A 15,756-nucleotide genomic window follows, 5' to 3' on the forward strand; every position below is an offset into this window, starting at 1 on the left:
CCAATCTGGCGACTACTTGGGGAACTCAGTGATGGAAACCAACCTGCGACGGACACCTGAAAGCCATACCGATGCGCCGATTCACCTGACACCACGTGAACAGCAAGTGCTGTTGTGGTGCGCCTACGGCAAGACCTCATGGGAAATTGGTCAGATTCTGCAGTGCAAAGAGTCGACGGTGAACTTTCACATTTCCAACCTGCTGCGCAAGTTCGATGTTCCCACCCGCGTCGCAGCCGTCATCAAAGCCATCCGCTACGGCATGCTGGCCGAGTAAAGAGGAGCGACATGCGTGCAGAAATCATAACCCCGCAATCACGGACCGAGTCTTCGTTCAATGCCTCACGGTTTCCTGATTGTCACGACCCCTTCTGGCCGCGCATCGAACTGAGCGTGCTACGTGAACGCCTGCAGCTTGGCGAAGAGGTCAGTGAGGCACGCCTTGCATTGGCCGTGCGCTGCGCCGCCATCGATGCCGCCAGGGAATTCGCAAGCTGGCGTATCGCATTGCGTCGCCGTGGTCACCGGCGGCTTGAAGAGGTGGCCGGGCATGCCAACGGCAGGGCGCTGTCAATCTGTTATCGGTACTTCATCGCGGCTGCGGTAAGGCGAGGCCTGCATGCCGGGCCGGCTGCTGGCGGAGGCACTGCACATGAATGAGCCCTACCTGATGGAGGCAGCCATTGCCGCCTTCTACGAATTGCTCGATACCGAGGGCCGGGCGTTGTTCGGTGCGCTATTGGGGGCGTTGCTGGTAAGCGCCGCCCGGGACCGCTTCATCATCGTTTCGCGCAGGCGCCTGTCTGGCCGCAAGCAGGTGCTGCTGGTGTTCCTGACCCTGGGGGTCGGTTATCTGTTCGAGCCGCTGCTGCACGCGTTGGCGCCAATGCTGTCCCGCGGCATGGCCGCGTTCGCAGCTGCGGTAGTGGTTATCCCGATTACCCTGAAGGTACTGGTCTGGCTGGACTCGGTGGACCTGCGCGAGCTCATCCAGCGCTGGCGCCGCCGGGGGGGCTGATTTTAGTGTGCCGCAGAGGCGTGTTTGGTCAGCTCCTGCAATTGCCGCTCGAGCTGACGGATACGTTGCTTGTCTTCGATGTAGAGCAGCACCGACTGGCGGTCTGAATGGGAAAGCTCGCACAACCGTCCGAGCAGGTCGTTCTGCCAGCTGTCCTGGCTTCCCACCGCACGGCTGTCATTGCGCTCACCTAGTAACAACCAATCCAGCGAACAGCCGTGCTGTCGGGCGAGATCTACGCAAAGTGAGTATGGAATGCTGTCGCGTACCTTCCAGCTGCTCAAGGTCTGCGGGCTGACTTTCAGCGCCCTTGCCAGCTGAACGTCCGTATCTGAGCCGGTCAGTAGCTTGAGGCGTGCCAGCACCGATGCGAACAAGTGGCTACTCATAACAAATATCCATGACTGGTTTAGCAACATTCCCTGGGCTTAAAATACTCTATATGAATATTTGCCATTTGATTTGAGGAGATATCTTGGCATGAGAAGTAATATGATGAAAAACCTTTCTAACACCGTAGCCGAAGCTCAAGCCAGTTGCGGGCTTTTCTTACAGCCTGGTGGGTCAAGCAACACGCGCAGGTGCCTTGCGTGAGTACCTACAAGCTTGTCTGCCCCCACTGCAACAGCCGGATGCGCATTCGCACCAGTGAAGGTCGGCATATATTCCTGCGCGTTGCCTACTTGCAATGTATCAATGAGGCCTGTGGCTGGTCGGTGAGGGCGGAATTTGAAATGACCCACGAACTTTCGCCCAGTGGCATGCCCAACCCGGAAGTGCATTTGCCTTCGGCTAGCAAGGAACTGCGCAAATCTGCTGTGCTGGCGCGCAATGAAGGCTCGCCGGATGGCCCAGGGCTGGGAAAACCCATCGAAGCGGCCACCAAACGCAGATAAAAAAACACCCCGCATGTGCGGGGTGTTTGTTTTTCAGCTGTGATCAGCCAAGCAGTTGCAGGCCAGCGTGCTGGACCATTTCCAGCAGTGGCTGCGGGTACACGCCCAGGACGAAGGCGAGAATGGCGATGGCCAGCAGCATCACGCCGCCGGTGCGCTGTTCCCACTTCAACGGGGCGTCGTGGCGACGCAGGTTTGGCTCGACCAGGTACAGGGTGACCATGACGCGCAGGTAGTAGTAGACACCGATGGCGCTACCGATCACCAGGGCACCGACCAACCACCACAGCTGCGACTCGACGCCGGTGGCGATGATGTAGAACTTGCCGATGAAGCCGGCGGTCAGCGGGATGCCCGCCAACGACAGCATCATCACGGTCAGTACTGCGGTCAGGTACGGGCGGCGCCAGAACAGGCCGCGGTACTCGTACAGCGCGTCGGCGTCACGGCCGCCGTAAGGCGAGGACATCAGGGTGATGACACCGAAGGCGCCAAGGCTGGTGATCACGTAGGTGACCAGGTACACGCCCATGGCTTCCAGGGCCAGGCCCTTGCTGGCGACCAGGGCGATGACAAGATAGCCGAAGTGGGCGATGGACGAGTAACCGAGCAGGCGCTTGAGGTTGCTCTGGGTCAGCGCCAGCAGGTTACCGATCAGGATCGATGCCACGGCGATCACGGCCAGGACAGTGCTCAGCACGCCGCTGCTGGCGGCAGGGGAGAGCATGAACAGGCGCACGACCACGGCGAACACGGCAACCTTGCTGGCGGTGGCCAGGAACGCTGCGACCGGCGCCGGGGCGCCTTCGTACACGTCCGGGGTCCACAGGTGGAACGGTACCAGCGACAGCTTGAAGGCCAGGCCGACCAGCATCATGCCCAGGCCCAGCTGGGCCAGCAGGCTTGGCATGCTGGTGGCGGCCAAGGCCTTGCCCAACTGGTCGAAGGTCAGGCTGCCAGCGTCGGCGTAGAGCAGGGCCATGCCGAACAGCAGGAAGGCGGAACCTGCGGCCGACAGCACCATGTACTTGATGCCGGCTTCCAGCGAACGCTTGTTGAAGAAGGCATATGCCACCAGGCCATAGACCGGTACCGACAGCAGCTCCAGGCCGATGAACAGGCCGGCCAGGTGATTGGCGCTGACCAGCACCAGGCCACCAAGGGCGGACATCAGCAGCAGCAGGTACAGCTCTTCACGGTTGCCCGGGAAGCCCTTGGAGCCTTCGCCGAGGTAGGCGTGGGCGAGGGTGACGCAAGCCAGCGTGGCGACCAGGATGATCGCCATGTAAAGGCAGGCGAACTTGTCGATGGTGACCAGCGAGGTCACCGCCAATGGCGCAACCTTCAGCGCCGGCAGGATCGACAGCAGGGCCAGGTTCAGGCCCACGGTGGACAGCAGGAAGGTCTGCGAGTGGTTGCGCTTCCAGGCGATCGCCAGCATCACCACCACCGTGGTGATGGTAGTGATCAGCATCGGCGCCAATGCGATGAAGTGTTGAGTGGTGAATTCCATAGCGCTCTTACCGGGCCGAAGCGAGTTGAGTGAAAGCGGAACCGAGCCACTGCTGCACACCACTCATGGTGGCGGCAGAGGTGTCGAGGAACGGCTGTGGATACACGCCCAGCAGGATCAGCAGCCCGGCAAGGCCGAGGACCATGATCAGCTCGCGACCGTCCATGCCGGCCAGCACGGTGTCGGCCTTGGCCGGGCCGAAGTAGGCGCGGTGGATCATGATCAGCGAGTACACCGAGCCGAACACCAGGCCGGTGGTGGCGATCACGGTGATCCACGGTACATGCACGAAGCTGCCGATCAGGATCAGGAACTCGCCGACGAAGTTGCCGGTGCCTGGCAGGCCCAGCGACGCCGCGGCGAAGAACAGGCTGATGGCCGGCAGGTAGGCGATGCGGTGCCACAGGCCGCCCATCTGGCGCATGTCACGGGTGTGCAGGCGCTCGTACAGCTGGCCGGACAGGATGAACAGCGCGGCAGCCGACAGGCCGTGGGCCAGCATCTGGATCACCGCGCCTTGCAGGGCTTGCTGGCTGCCGGAGTAGATACCGATCAGCACGAAGCCCATGTGCGAGACGCTGGAGAAGGCGATCAGGCGCTTGATGTCGGTCTGCGCGAAGGCCAGGAAGGCACCGTAGAAGATGCCGATCAGGCCCAGGGTCATGGCGATCGGCGCAAACTCGGCCGAGGCGTTCGGGAACAGCGGCAGGGCGAAGCGCAGCAGGCCGTAGGCCGCGGTCTTCAGCAAGATACCGGCCAGGTCCACGGAGCCTGCGGTCGGTGCCTGGGCGTGAGCGTCAGGCAGCCAGGAGTGGAACGGTACCACCGGCAACTTCACCGCGAAGGCGATGAAGAAGCCCAGCATCAGCAGGTACTCGGTACCGGCTGGCAGCTGTGCCTTGAGCAGGTCGCTGTAGTTGAAGGTGATCACGCCAGTGTTGCTGTAGTTGACCAGCACCAGGCCCAGGATCGCCACCAGCATGATCAGGCCGCTGGCCTGGGTGAAGATGAAGAACTTGGTCGCCGCGTAGATCCGGGTCTTCTTGCCGTCTGCCGAGCTGTGACCCCAGAGCGCGATGAGGAAGTACATCGGCACCAGCATCATTTCCCAGAAGAAGAAGAACAGGAACAGGTCCAGGGCCAGGAACACACCGACCACGCCGCCGAGGATCCACATCAGGTTGAGGTGGAAGAAGCCGACGTGGCGCTGGATCTCTTTCCAGGAGCACAGGACCGACAGCACGCCGAGCAGGCCGGTGAGCAGGATCATCAGCAGCGACAGGCCGTCGAGGGCCAGGTGGATGCTGATGCCGAAGCGCTGGATCCACTGGACTTTGTATTCCACCGCCCAGTGGGGTTCGGCGCCCGGGGCAGGGGCCAGGGTGTAGTCGCCGTGGGCCCACAGCCAGAGGCCGATGCCGAGCAGCAGGGACATGGTCAGCAGCGCGATCCAGCGCGGCAGGGTGGCGCCGAAGCGCTCACCCAGCCAGCACAGCAGGCCGCCGATGAAGGGGATCAGGATCAGCCAAGGCAAAATCATGACGGGTTGGTTTCCTTTCGCAGAGTCGCAAGGTTCGCAAAGTTCATGGTCATACCGCTGCCACTACCACAGCGCCGAGTACCAGCACTGCGCCAACGGCAATCGAAGCGGTGTACCAGCGCAGCTGGCCGGTCTCGGTCTTGCTCATGGCGACGTTGCCGCCGCGAGCCAGGCGAGGAATCAGGCCAATGCTGCGGTCAACCGGATCCTTGCGCAGGACGTGGCTGATCAGCAGGTAAGGTTTGACGAACAGCTTGTCGTAGATCCAGTCGAAGCCCCAGGCGGCGAACCACCAGGCCGACAGCACGCGACCGATGCCGCTGTTGGCCACGGCGCTGACGAAGCGGCGCTTGCCGAGGAACAGCAGGGCCGACAGCAGGATGCCAGCGATGGCGATGGCACCGGAGGTGATCTCCAACGCGTGCTTGGCTTCACCACCGGCATGGCCGGCGCTTTCCGGCAGCACACCGGCCAGTGGCGGGGTGATCCAGGCGCCGACGAAGGTCGACAGCACGATCAGCACGCCCAGCGGCAGCCAGTGGCTGATGCCGTGGCCAGCGTGGGCTTCGGTCTTGGCTTCGCCATGGAAGGCGATGAAGATCAGGCGGAAGGTGTACAGCGAGGTCATGAACGCGCCGACCAGGCCGGCGTACAGCAGGCCGGTGTTGCCGCTGGCGAAGGCTTCCCAGAGGATCTCGTCCTTGGAGTAGAAGCCCACGGTCACGATCGGCAGGGCTGCCAAGGCAGCGCCACCGACCACGAAGCTGGCGTAGGCCAGTGGCAGTTTCTTCCACAGGCCGCCCATCTTGAAGATGTTCTGCTCGTGGTGGCAGGCAACGATCACCGCACCGGAGGCAAGGAACAGCAGGGCCTTGAAGAAGGCGTGGGTCATCAGGTGGAAGATCGCCGCGTCCCAGGCGCCAACGCCCAGGGCCAGGAACATGTAGCCGATCTGGCTCATGGTCGAGTAGGCGAGGATACGCTTGATGTCGGTCTGTACCAGCGCGGCGAAGCCGGCCAGTACCAGGGTCACGCCACCCACCACACCCACCAGGTGCAGGATGTCCGGCGCCAGCAGGAACAGGCCGTTGGTACGGGCGATCAGGTACACGCCCGCGGTCACCATGGTTGCCGCGTGGATCAGTGCCGAAACCGGGGTCGGGCCTGCCATCGCATCGGCCAGCCAGGTCTGCAGCGGCAGCTGAGCCGACTTGCCGACCGCGCCACCGAGCAGCATCAGGGTTGCCAGTACCATCCAGGTGTCGCCAGCCTGGAACTTCTGCGGTGCCAGCACCAGCAGTTCCTGCACGTTCAGGGTACCCAGCTGAGCGAACAGGATGAACAGGCCGATGGCCATGAACACGTCGCCGATGCGGGTGACGATGAATGCCTTGAGTGCCGCGTTACCGTTGTTGCGGTTGCTGTAGTAGAAACCGATCAACAGGTACGAGCACAGGCCCACACCTTCCCAGCCGAAGTAGATGAACAGCAGGTTATCGCCGAGGATCAGGAACAGCATGCTGGCGATGAACAGGTTGGTGTACGAGAAGAAACGCGAGTAACCGGCTTCGCCACGCATGTACCAGGAGGCGAACAGGTGGATCAGGAAGCCGACACCGGTGACCACGCCGAGCATGGTGACCGACAGGCCGTCCAGGTACAGAGTGAAGTTCGGCGCGAAGCCGTCCACCGACATCCACTGCCACAGCAGCTGGCTGTACGCACCGCCCTCAGGCGGGGCGACGTTGAACTGCCAGATGACGTACGCGGCGGTGGCGGCCGACAGGCCCACCGAGCCGACGCCGATCAGGGCGGACAGGTTCTCCGAGAACCGCCCGCGCGAGAACGACAGCAGCAGGAAGCCGACGAGGGGGAAGACGAAAGTCAGGAAGAGAAGGTTCATCCGCGCATCTCACTGGCAGCATCGATGTCGAGAGTGTGGAAGCGGCGATACAGCTGCAGCAGGATCGCCAGGCCAATGCTGGCCTCGGCGGCTGCCAGGCTGATCACCAGAATGAACATCACCTGGCCGTCGGGCTGGACCCAACGGGCACCGGCGACGATGAACGCCAGGGCAGAGGCGTTCATCATGACTTCCAGGCTCATGAGCACGAAGAGGATGTTGCGGCGGACCATCAGGCCAACCAGACCTAAGCAGAACAGGATGCCGGCGACTGCCAGACCATGCTCGAGAGGGATAGCACCCATGATTTACTCCTTCGCCTCGTTGCGGCCCAGGTGGAAGGCGGTGACGGCTGCAGCCAGCAGCAGCATCGACGCCAGTTCGACCACCAGCAGGTACGGGCCGAACAGGCTGATACCCACTTCCTTAGGGCTGACAGTGGTACCGCTGATGGCCGCGCCGCTCGGCGAGACGAACAGCACGTACAGCAGCTCCAGCAGCAGCAGGGCGGCCAGGATCACCGGCCCCGCCCAGATGCCGGGCTTGAGCCAGCCCCGCTCCTGGGCGACCGAGGCCGGCCCGAGGTTGAGCATCATCACCACGAACACGAACAGCACCATGATGGCGCCGGCGTAGGCGATCACTTCCAGGGCGCCGGCGAACGGCGCACCCAGGGCGAAGAAGATCATCGCGACGGAAATCAGCGAGATGATCAAGTACAGCAAGGCGTGCACGGGGTTGGTGCCGGTCACCACCCGAAGGGTGGAGACCACGGCGATCCCGGATGCGAAGTAGAAAGCGAATTCCATCTTTCTGTCCTTATGGGAGCAAGCTCTTCACGTTGATCGGCTCGGCTTCGTTCTGTGCAGAGCCCTTCGGCTTGCCAGCGATCGCCATACCCGCAACACGGTAGAAGTTGTAGTCAGGGTTCTTGCCGGGGCCGGAGATCAGCAGATCTTCTTTCTCGTACACCAGGTCCTGACGCTTGAACTCGGCCATTTCGAAATCCGGAGTCAGCTGGATCGCGGTGGTCGGGCACGCTTCTTCACACAGGCCACAGAAGATGCAGCGCGAGAAGTTGATGCGGAAGAACTCCGGGTACCAGCGGCCGTCCTCGGTCTCGGCCTTCTGCAGCGAGATGCAGCCGACCGGGCAGGCCACCGCGCAGAGGTTGCACGCTACGCAGCGCTCCTCGCCATCGGGGTCGCGGGTGAGGACGATGCGGCCGCGGTAGCGCGGCGGCAGGTACACGGGTTCTTCGGGGTACTGCAGGGTGTCGCGCTTGCGGAACCCGTGGGAGAACACCATTGCCAGGCTGCGCAGCTGGGTGCCGGTGCCCTTAACGATGTCGCCGATATACTTGAACATGGGTCAAATCCTCACTGGGCCGCGACGGCTGGCGTGTTGTAGAGCACGATCGCAGCGGTCACCAGCAAATTGATCAGGGTCAGCGGCAGGCAGAACTTCCAGCTGAAGTCCATCACCTGGTCATAGCGTGGGCGCGGGATCGAGGCGCGCAGCAGGATGAACAGCATGATGAAGAACGCGGTCTTCAGGGCGAACCACAGGAACGACAGTTGCGGCAGGATGCCGAACGGGCCGTGCCAGCCGCCGAAGAACAGGGTCACCAGCAGCGCCGAGATGAGGATGATGCCGATGTACTCACCGACGAAGAACATGCCCCATTTCATGCCGGCATACTCGATGTGGTAGCCGTCGGCCAGTTCCTGTTCCGCTTCCGGCTGGTCGAACGGGTGACGGTGAGTCACGGCGACGCCAGCGATGAAGAAGGTGCAGAAGCCGAAGAACTGCGGAATGATGAACCACAGGTTCTGTGCCTGGTATTCAACGATGTCGCGCATGTTGAACGAACCCACCTGCACCACCACGCCCATCAGCGCCAGGCCCAGGAACACTTCGTACGACACGGTCTGTGCCGAGGCACGCAAGCTGCCCAGCAGGGCGTACTTGTTGTTCGACGACCAGCCGGCGAACAGCACCGCGTAGACCGACAGGCCGGCCATGGCGAAGAAGAACAGCAGGCCGATGTTCAGGTCGGCGACGCCCCACAGCGGGGTGATCGGGATCACGCAGAAGGCGATCAGCAGGGCACTCATGGCCACGACTGGTGCCAAGGTGAAGATCATGCGATCGACGAAGGGCGGGTTCCAGTCTTCCTTGAAGAACATCTTCAGCATGTCGGCAGCGATCTGGAACATGCCGAACGGGCCGACGCGGTTAGGACCGTAACGGTCCTGCCACCAGCCCAGCAGGCGCCGCTCGACGAAGCTGAGCAGCGCGCCGCAGACCACCACCGCGAGCAGGACTACGACGGCCCGGACCACGGTGAGGATCACATCGATCACTTCGGGGGTGAACCAGCTCATTGTGCTGCCTCCTGCAGACCTTCGACGGATGCACCGAAGATGGCAGGCGGGATGCCGGCCAGGCCTTTGGGCAGGGCAACCAGGCCAGCGCCCAGTTCTTCATTGATGCGCAGCGGCAGGCGCAGGGCCACACCGGCAACGTTCAGGCTCAGCAGGGCGCCGTCGTTGACACCCAGGCGGTCGGCTTCGGACTTGGCCAGGGCCACGTAGGCGGCCGGGATGCGCTCCTGCACCGGGGCGGCGCGCGAGGAGCTCTCTTCGCTGCCGAACAGGTGGAAGAACGGTACCGCAGTCCAGGTGCCACGGGCCGGGTTGAAGGCGCCCGGGATGGCGTTGAACCAGTTCAGGCGATCGCCTTGCGGTTCGATCAGGCGCACGCCCGGGTCACCGGCACGCAGGTGGCCACCGACCTCGTCCTGAAACTTGTTCCAGGCCTGCGGCGAGTTCCAGCCCGGCGACCAGGCGAACGGCACCTGCTGGCGCGGTTCGGCCGACCCCGAGTAGCCTTCCATGGAGAAGGCGAACGCGGTGTCCTTGTCCTGCGGGGTACGCGGCTCGTGCACGCTGATGTTGGCGCGCATGGCGGTACGGCCGGAGTAGCGCAGCGGCTCACGGGCCAGCTTCATGCCCTTGATGCGGAACGCGGCGCTTGGTGCGGCATTGACGATGCCGGCCAGTTGCGGGGCGGCTTCGGCGCAGGCGCTGGTGACGTGGTCCAGCTGGGTCCAGTCGACCGGCTTGTTGAGCAGGGTGGCACGCAGGGCGTGCATCCAGCGCCAGCCTTCGTGAACCAGGATGCTGCTGTCCAGGTACTGCGGGTCGAACACCTGGAAGAAGCGCTGGGCGCGGCCTTCCTGGCTGACCAGGGTGCCGTCGCCTTCGGCGAAGGAGGCGGCCGGCAGCACCAGGTGGGCGCGGTCGACAGTGGCGGTCTTGGAGTGGTCGGCGACGATCACCACCTTGGCCGCGGCCAAGGCAGCATCGACCTTGGCGGCCGGTACGCGGGCGTACAGGTCGTTCTCCAGCACGACGATGGCGTCGGCCTTGCCGCTGATGACGGCGTCCAGTGCGGCATCCACCGACTCGCCACCCATCATGGCCATGCCGAGGCTGTTGGCCTCAGGCACCACCAGGCTCAGCGAACCGTTCTTCTCGCGCAGCTTCAGGGCCTTGGCGATGTTGGCGGCGGCTTCGATCAGCGCCGGGTCAGCCAGCGAGGTACCGGCAATCACCAGTGGGCGCTTGGCAGCGACCAGAGCATCGGCGATGCGCTGGGCCAGGGCCTTGGCTTCGTCGTCCAGGCCGGCGACTGCCGGTGCGCTCGGGTCGATGGCGTGGGCCACGGCGAAACCGATGCGGGCGAGGTCCGCCGGGGCGGCGTGCACGCATTCCTCGGCAACGTCGTCCAGCTTGGTTTCAGCCAGCGAGGCGATGAACAGCGGGTACAGCGCGTGCTGGCCGATGTTCTTCACGGCGGCGTCGAGCCACGGCTGAACCTTCATGGCTTCGGCCATGGCCTCGGCCTTGCCCTTGGTGGACTGGCGCACGGCCAGGGCAACGCGGGCAGCGGTCTGGGTCAGGTCTTCACCGAGCACGAACACGGCGTCGTGGTCTTCGATGTCGCGTAGGGTCGGCACTGGCAGCGGGCTGTTGTTCAGCACGTCCAGGGCCAGGCGCACGCGGGCCAGTTCGCCAGCTTCCATACCGGAGTAGAAGTAGTCGGCGCCGACCAGCTCACGCAGGCCGTAGTTGCTTTCGAGGCTGGCGCGTGGCGAGCCGATACCGACGATGGTGCGGCCGCGCAGCAGGTCGGCGGCCTTGTCCAGGGCAGCGTCCAGGCCCAGCTTGGTACCGTCGGCCAGGTGTGGCTGGCGTGGGCGGTCCTTGCGGTTGACGTAGCCGTAGCCGAAGCGGCCGCGGTCGCACAGGAAGTACTGGTTGACCGAACCGTTGAAGCGGTTCTCGATGCGACGCAGCTCGCCGTAGCGCTCGCCCGGGCTGATGTTGCAGCCGCTGGAGCAACCGTGGCAGATGCTCGGGGCGAACTGCATGTCCCACTTGCGGTTGTAGCGCTCGGAGTGGGTCTTGTCGGTGAACACGCCGGTCGGGCAGACCTCGGTCAGGTTGCCGGAGAACTCGCTTTCCAGCACGCCGTCTTCGACGCGGCCGAAGTACACGTTGTCGTGGGCGCCGTACACGCCCAGGTCGGTACCACCGGCATAGTCCTTGTAGTAGCGCACGCAGCGGTAGCAGGCGATGCAGCGGTTCATCTCATGGGCGATGAACGGGCCGAGGTCCTGGTTCTGGTGGGTACGCTTGGTGAAACGGTAGCGGCGCTCGTTGTGGCCGGTCATTACCGTCATGTCCTGCAGGTGGCAGTGACCGCCTTCCTCGCACACAGGGCAGTCGTGCGGGTGGTTGGTCATCAGCCATTCGACGACGCTGGCGCGGAACGCCTTGGACTCGTCATCGTCGATGGAAATCCAGGTGCCGTCGGAGGCAGGGGTCATGCAGGACATGACGATACGACCACGGGTGTCGTTCTCGTCGGTGTACTGCTTGACCGCACACTGCCGGCAGGCGCCGACGCTACCGAGCGCCGGGTGCCAGCAGAAATAAGGGATGTCGAGGCCGAGTGACAGACACGCCTGTAACAGGTTGTCCGCACCGTTGACTTCGAGCGCTTTGCCGTCTACGTGGATAGTGGCCATTGTTCAAAGTTCTTCGTTGGCCCGCGTGAGCGGGCGTGGCTAATGGAAATCGGTGAGCTTGCGACACGCCACGATCGACTCGGGCCTGCCGGCAAGCTGGCGAGTGGCACGGACCACCCGCCTAATCGTCTTGTTATGCGCCGACCACGATCGGCTTGGCCAAATTGGGGCGCAGGGTGTCTCCAGCAGACGCTGGCGCGACACCGGCCTCGAACTCGGACCGGAAGTACTTGATGGCACTGCCCAATGGCTCGACGGCACCCGGTGCGTGAGCACAGAAGGTACGGCCTGGGCCAAGGAAGTTGACCAGCCCCAGCAGCGTCTCGATGTCTTCGGCGCGGCCCTGGCCGTTCTCCAGTGCGCGCAGCATCTTCACGCTCCAAGGCAGGCCGTCACGGCATGGGGTGCACCAGCCGCACGACTCGCGGGCAAAGAACTCTTCCATGTTGCGCAGCAGCGAGACCATGTTGACGCTGTCGTCGACCGCCATGGCCAGGCCGGTACCCATACGTGTGCCGACCTTGGCGATGCCACCGGCGTACATCTGTGCGTCGAGGTGCTCGGGCAGCAGGAAGCCGGTACCGGCGCCGCCTGGCTGCCAGCACTTGAGCTTGAAGCCGTCGCGCATGCCACCGGCGTAGTCTTCGAACAGCTCGCGAGCGGTGACGCCAAACGGCAGTTCCCACAGGCCCGGGTTCTTCACCTTGCCGGAGAAGCCCATCAGCTTGGTGCCGTGGTCTTCGCTGCCTTCACGGGCCAGCGACTTGTACCAGTCGTTGCCGTTGGCGACGATGGCCGGGACGTTGCACAGGGTTTCGACGTTGTTCACGCAAGTCGGCTTGCCCCAGACGCCAACGGCGGCAGGGAAGGGCGGCTTGGAGCGCGGGTTGGCGCGGCGGCCTTCCAGCGAGTTGATCAGTGCGGTTTCTTCACCGCAGATGTAGCGGCCGGCACCGGTGTGCACGAACAGCTCGAAATCAAAACCGCTGCCGAGGATGTTCTTGCCCAGCAGGCCGGCGGCCTTGGCTTCGTCGATGGCGCGGTTGAGGTTCTTCGCCGCGGTGGTGTATTCGCCACGCAGGAAGATGTAGCCACGGTAGGCCTTCAGGGCGCGGGCGCTGATCAGCATGCCCTCGACCAGCAGATGGGGCTGTTGCTCCATCAGCATGCGGTCCTTCCAGGTGTTCGGCTCCATTTCGTCCGCGTTGCACAGCAGGTAGCGGATGTTCATGGATTCGTCTTTGGGCATCAGGCCCCACTTCACGCCAGTGGGGAAGCCCGCGCCGCCACGGCCCTTGAGGCCGGAGTCCTTGACGCTCTGCACGATGTCGTCGGCGGACATCTGCGCCAGTGCCTTGCGGGCAGCGGCGTAGCCGTTCTTCGACTCGTACTCGGCCAGCCAGACCGGCTCGCCGTCATCACGCAGGCGCCAGGTCAGCGGGTGGGTTTCGGCCGTGCGCGCGATGCGGTTGGCCGGGCCGAAGGAAGTAATGGTCATACGTAACCCTCCAGCAGTTTGGAAACGCCAGCCGGCTGCACGTCACCGAAGGTGTCGTCGTCGATCATCAGCGCCGGGGCCTTGTCGCAGTTGCCCAGGCAGCACACCGGCAGCAGAGTGAAGCGGCCGTCGGCAGTGGTTTGACCGAGGCCGATGCCCAGCTCGCTCTGGATCTGGCTGACCACCGATTCGTGGCCGCCGATGTAGCAGACCATGCTGTCGCACACGCGGATGATGTGGCGGCCAACAGGCTGGCGGAAGATCTGGCTGTAGAAGGTGGCGACACCCTCGACGTCGCTGGCCGGGATGCCCAGCACTTCGCCGATGGCGTGGATGGCGCCGTCCGGCACCCAGCCACGTTCTTTCTGGACGATCTTCAGGGCTTCGATGGACGCCGCGCGCGGGTCCTCGTAGTGATGCATTTCGTGCTCGATGGCCGAGCGCTCGGTTTCGCTCAGGGCGAAACGGTCTGTCTGGATAAGCGTGCTGTTCATGCTTAGCGGTCCACGTCAGCCATAACGAAGTCGATACTGCCCAGGTACGCAATGAGGTCGGCGACCATGCTGCCTTTGATCACCGAAGGGATCTGCTGCAGGTGCGGGTAGCTCGGGGTACGGATCCGGGTGCGGTAGCTCATGGTGCCGCCATCGCTCGTCAGGTAGTAACTGTTGATGCCCTTGGTCGCCTCGATCATCTGGAATGACTCGTTGGCCGGCATGACCGGGCCCCACGAGACTTGCAGGAAGTGCGTGATCAGGGTCTCGATGTGCTGCAGGGTGCGCTCTTTCGGCGGCGGCGTGGTCAGCGGGTGGTCCGCCTTGTACGGGCCTTCCGGCATGTTGCGCAGGCACTGGTCGATGATGCGGATACTCTGGCGCATCTCCTCGACACGGACCATGCAGCGATCGTAGGCATCGCCGTTGTGGGCCAGCGGCACTTCGAACTCGAAGTTCTCGTAGCCGGAATAGGGGCGCGCTTTACGCAGGTCGAAGTCGCAACCGGTGGCACGCAGGCCGGCACCGGTGGTACCCCACTCCAGGGCTTCCTTGGTGTTGTACGCGGCAACGCCAATGGTACGGCCCTTGAGGATGCTGTTCTGCAGGGCGGCCTTGGTGTATTCGTCGAGGCGCTTGGGCAGCCATTCGACGAAGTCCTTGACCAGCTTGTCCCAACCGCGCGGCAGGTCGTGGGCGACGCCACCGATGCGGTACCAGGCCGGGTGCAGGCGGAAACCGGTGATCGCTTCAATCACGGTGTAGGCGCGCTGGCGGTCGGTGAAGGTGAAAAATACCGGGGTCATGGCGCCGACGTCCTGGATGTAGGTGCCCAGGAACAGCAGGTGGCTGGTGATACGGAAGAACTCGGCCAGCATGATGCGAATCACGTCGACCTTCTGCGGCACCTGGATGCCAGCCAGCTTCTCGACCGCGAGCACGTACGGCAGGTTGTTCATCACCCCGCCGAGGTAGTCGATACGGTCGGTGTAGGGGATGAAGCTGTGCCAGGACTGGCGCTCGGCCATTTTTTCGGCACCACGGTGGTGGTAGCCGATGTCCGGTACGCAGTCGACGATCTCTTCACCGTCCAGCTGCAGGACGATACGGAAGGCACCGTGGGCCGAAGGGTGGTTCGGGCCGAGGTTGAGGAACATGTAGTCCTCGTTGGCGCCCTGACGCTTCATGCCCCAGGCTTCCGGGTTGAAGCGCGCCGACTCCTCTTCAAGCTGCTGCTTGGCCAGGGTCAGGCTGTAGGGATCGAACTCGGTGGCACGGGCCGGGTAGTCCTTGCGCAGCGGGTGACCTTCCCAGGTCGGCGGCATCATGATGCGGCTCAGGTGCGGGTGGCCGGCAAAGTCGATGCCGAACATGTCCCAGACTTCCCGCTCGTACCAGTTGGCGTTTGGCCAGATGCCGGTCACGGTCGGCAGGTTCAGGTCGCCTTCGCTGAGCGACACCTTGATCATCACATCGCTGTTACGTTCGACCGACAGCAAGTGGTAGAAGACGCTGAAATCGGCAGCTGGCAGGCCGCGGCGCTGGGTGCGCAGGCGCTCGTCGACGCCGTGCAGGTCGTACAGCATGCTGTACGGTTTGGCCACGCCGCGCAGGAAGCTGAGCACTTCCTTGAGCTGGGCGCGCTTGACCCACAGCACGGGCATGCCGGTGCGGGTTTCCTGGGCGACGAATGCGTCGGCGCCAAAACGGTTGTGCAGTTCGACGACCACATCCTGGTCGTCAGCCTTGTAGGGCGGAATGAAAATAGCGTTGTCCGCTGTCATGGTCTCGGTCGC

At 63.6% G+C, this 15,756-nt stretch carries 16 protein-coding genes; 4 read left to right on the plus strand and 12 right to left on the minus strand.

The features are described from left to right. Nucleotides 1-31: 31 nt before the first annotated feature. Genes BGP85_RS08095 through BGP85_RS08105 form a run of 3 tightly spaced genes read left to right on the plus strand, consistent with a single transcriptional unit; the run spans nucleotide 32 to nucleotide 1,018 of the window. A complete protein-coding gene (locus tag BGP85_RS08095; RefSeq protein ID WP_103446700.1) occupies nucleotides 32-277 on the plus strand; it encodes a helix-turn-helix domain-containing protein in 246 nt (81 codons plus the stop codon). 11 nt (nucleotides 278-288) lie between these two features. Next, complete coding sequence (locus BGP85_RS08100; RefSeq protein ID WP_103446701.1) at nucleotides 289-660, plus strand: head completion/stabilization protein; 372 nt, start codon at nucleotides 289-291, stop codon at nucleotides 658-660. Further along, nucleotides 653-1,018, plus strand: coding sequence for a hypothetical protein (locus BGP85_RS08105; protein WP_103448227.1), 366 nt, complete (start codon nucleotides 653-655; stop codon nucleotides 1,016-1,018). Before BGP85_RS08100 ends, BGP85_RS08105 begins: the two co-directional genes overlap by 8 nt. 2 nt (nucleotides 1,019-1,020) lie before the next feature. Here BGP85_RS08105 and BGP85_RS08110 read toward each other — a convergent pair whose 3' ends face one another. Beyond that, nucleotides 1,021-1,407 (minus strand): helix-turn-helix domain-containing protein, encoded by a 387-nt coding sequence (locus BGP85_RS08110; RefSeq protein ID WP_103446702.1) that lies wholly within the window; start codon nucleotides 1,405-1,407, stop codon nucleotides 1,021-1,023. 201 nt (nucleotides 1,408-1,608) lie between these two features. On the opposite strand from BGP85_RS08110, the gene BGP85_RS08115 reads away from it, so the two are divergent. Beyond that, nucleotides 1,609-1,914 carry an ogr/Delta-like zinc finger family protein gene (locus tag BGP85_RS08115; protein WP_103446703.1) on the plus strand — a complete coding sequence of 102 codons (306 nt, stop codon included), beginning with the start codon at nucleotides 1,609-1,611 and terminating at the stop codon, nucleotides 1,912-1,914. A 43-nt stretch (nucleotides 1,915-1,957) separates the two neighbouring features. Here the strand turns inward: BGP85_RS08115 and nuoN are convergent, their stop codons facing one another. From nuoN to nuoC, 11 genes are all read right to left on the minus strand, one after another. After that, on the minus strand, nucleotides 1,958-3,427 hold the full coding sequence (nuoN, locus tag BGP85_RS08120; RefSeq protein WP_103446704.1) for an NADH-quinone oxidoreductase subunit NuoN: 1,470 nt from the start codon (nucleotides 3,425-3,427) through the stop codon (nucleotides 1,958-1,960). Nucleotides 3,428-3,434: 7 nt separating this feature from the next. Beyond that, nucleotides 3,435-4,967: an NADH-quinone oxidoreductase subunit M gene (gene nuoM, locus BGP85_RS08125; protein ID WP_103446705.1), complete on the minus strand. Its 1,533-nt coding sequence runs from the start codon at nucleotides 4,965-4,967 to the stop codon at nucleotides 3,435-3,437. A gap of 49 nt (nucleotides 4,968-5,016) precedes the next feature. Then, nucleotides 5,017-6,870, minus strand: coding sequence for an NADH-quinone oxidoreductase subunit L (nuoL, locus tag BGP85_RS08130; RefSeq protein ID WP_103446706.1), 1,854 nt, complete (start codon nucleotides 6,868-6,870; stop codon nucleotides 5,017-5,019). Then, complete coding sequence (nuoK, locus tag BGP85_RS08135; protein WP_008096201.1) at nucleotides 6,867-7,175, minus strand: NADH-quinone oxidoreductase subunit NuoK; 309 nt, start codon at nucleotides 7,173-7,175, stop codon at nucleotides 6,867-6,869. The genes nuoL and nuoK overlap by 4 nt, the downstream gene beginning before the upstream one ends. 3 nt (nucleotides 7,176-7,178) lie before the next feature. Further along, the gene (gene nuoJ / locus BGP85_RS08140) at nucleotides 7,179-7,679 is read right to left on the minus strand and encodes an NADH-quinone oxidoreductase subunit J (RefSeq protein WP_027920603.1); all 501 of its coding nucleotides are present in this window, start codon (nucleotides 7,677-7,679) and stop codon (nucleotides 7,179-7,181) included. Between the two features lie 10 nt (nucleotides 7,680-7,689). Beyond that, nucleotides 7,690-8,238 (minus strand): NADH-quinone oxidoreductase subunit NuoI, encoded by a 549-nt coding sequence (nuoI, locus tag BGP85_RS08145; protein ID WP_003251442.1) that lies wholly within the window; start codon nucleotides 8,236-8,238, stop codon nucleotides 7,690-7,692. Nucleotides 8,239-8,249: 11 nt separating this feature from the next. Next, nucleotides 8,250-9,257, minus strand: a complete 1,008-nt coding sequence (nuoH, locus tag BGP85_RS08150; protein WP_027920602.1) for an NADH-quinone oxidoreductase subunit NuoH — start codon at nucleotides 9,255-9,257, stop codon at nucleotides 8,250-8,252. After that, a complete protein-coding gene (gene nuoG, locus BGP85_RS08155) occupies nucleotides 9,254-11,968 on the minus strand; it encodes an NADH-quinone oxidoreductase subunit NuoG (protein ID WP_103446707.1) in 2,715 nt (904 codons plus the stop codon). Before nuoG ends, nuoH begins: the two co-directional genes overlap by 4 nt. Before the next feature lie 133 nt (nucleotides 11,969-12,101). Next, nucleotides 12,102-13,466 carry an NADH-quinone oxidoreductase subunit NuoF gene (nuoF, locus tag BGP85_RS08160; RefSeq protein ID WP_103446708.1) on the minus strand — a complete coding sequence of 455 codons (1,365 nt, stop codon included), beginning with the start codon at nucleotides 13,464-13,466 and terminating at the stop codon, nucleotides 12,102-12,104. Continuing rightward, nucleotides 13,463-13,960: an NADH-quinone oxidoreductase subunit NuoE gene (nuoE, locus tag BGP85_RS08165; protein ID WP_003251433.1), complete on the minus strand. Its 498-nt coding sequence runs from the start codon at nucleotides 13,958-13,960 to the stop codon at nucleotides 13,463-13,465. The genes nuoF and nuoE overlap by 4 nt, the downstream gene beginning before the upstream one ends. 2 nt (nucleotides 13,961-13,962) lie before the next feature. Further along, entirely contained in the window at nucleotides 13,963-15,744 is a 1,782-nt protein-coding gene (gene nuoC, locus BGP85_RS08170; protein ID WP_027920599.1) for an NADH-quinone oxidoreductase subunit C/D, read from the minus strand. Between the last annotated feature and the right edge of the window lie 12 nt (nucleotides 15,745-15,756).

It is taken from the genome of Pseudomonas putida (assembly GCF_002906855.1).
GTDB classification, from domain to species: Bacteria; Pseudomonadota; Gammaproteobacteria; order Pseudomonadales; family Pseudomonadaceae; genus Aquipseudomonas; species Aquipseudomonas putida_N.

Bases quoted from the DNA above. Each gene is read 5' to 3' on its own strand.
- BGP85_RS08095 (WP_103446700.1), top strand. From the start codon at position 32: ATGGAAACCAACCTGCGACGGACACCTGAAAGCCATACCGATGCGCCG.
- BGP85_RS08100 (WP_103446701.1), top strand. From the start codon at position 289: ATGCGTGCAGAAATCATAACCCCGCAATCACGGACCGAGTCTTCGTTC.
- BGP85_RS08105 (WP_103448227.1), top strand. From the start codon at position 653: ATGAATGAGCCCTACCTGATGGAGGCAGCCATTGCCGCCTTCTACGAA.
- BGP85_RS08110 (WP_103446702.1), bottom strand. From the start codon at position 1,407: ATGAGTAGCCACTTGTTCGCATCGGTGCTGGCACGCCTCAAGCTACTG.
- nuoN (WP_103446704.1), bottom strand. From the start codon at position 3,427: ATGGAATTCACCACTCAACACTTCATCGCATTGGCGCCGATGCTGATC.
- nuoM (WP_103446705.1), bottom strand. From the start codon at position 4,967: ATGATTTTGCCTTGGCTGATCCTGATCCCCTTCATCGGCGGCCTGCTG.
- nuoL (WP_103446706.1), bottom strand. From the start codon at position 6,870: ATGAACCTTCTCTTCCTGACTTTCGTCTTCCCCCTCGTCGGCTTCCTG.
- nuoK (WP_008096201.1), bottom strand. From the start codon at position 7,175: ATGGGTGCTATCCCTCTCGAGCATGGTCTGGCAGTCGCCGGCATCCTG.
- nuoJ (WP_027920603.1), bottom strand. From the start codon at position 7,679: ATGGAATTCGCTTTCTACTTCGCATCCGGGATCGCCGTGGTCTCCACC.
- nuoI (WP_003251442.1), bottom strand. From the start codon at position 8,238: ATGTTCAAGTATATCGGCGACATCGTTAAGGGCACCGGCACCCAGCTG.
- nuoH (WP_027920602.1), bottom strand. From the start codon at position 9,257: ATGAGCTGGTTCACCCCCGAAGTGATCGATGTGATCCTCACCGTGGTC.
- nuoG (WP_103446707.1), bottom strand. From the start codon at position 11,968: ATGGCCACTATCCACGTAGACGGCAAAGCGCTCGAAGTCAACGGTGCG.
- nuoF (WP_103446708.1), bottom strand. From the start codon at position 13,466: ATGACCATTACTTCCTTCGGCCCGGCCAACCGCATCGCGCGCACGGCC.
- nuoE (WP_003251433.1), bottom strand. From the start codon at position 13,960: ATGAACAGCACGCTTATCCAGACAGACCGTTTCGCCCTGAGCGAAACC.
- nuoC (WP_027920599.1), bottom strand. From the start codon at position 15,744: ATGACAGCGGACAACGCTATTTTCATTCCGCCCTACAAGGCTGACGAC.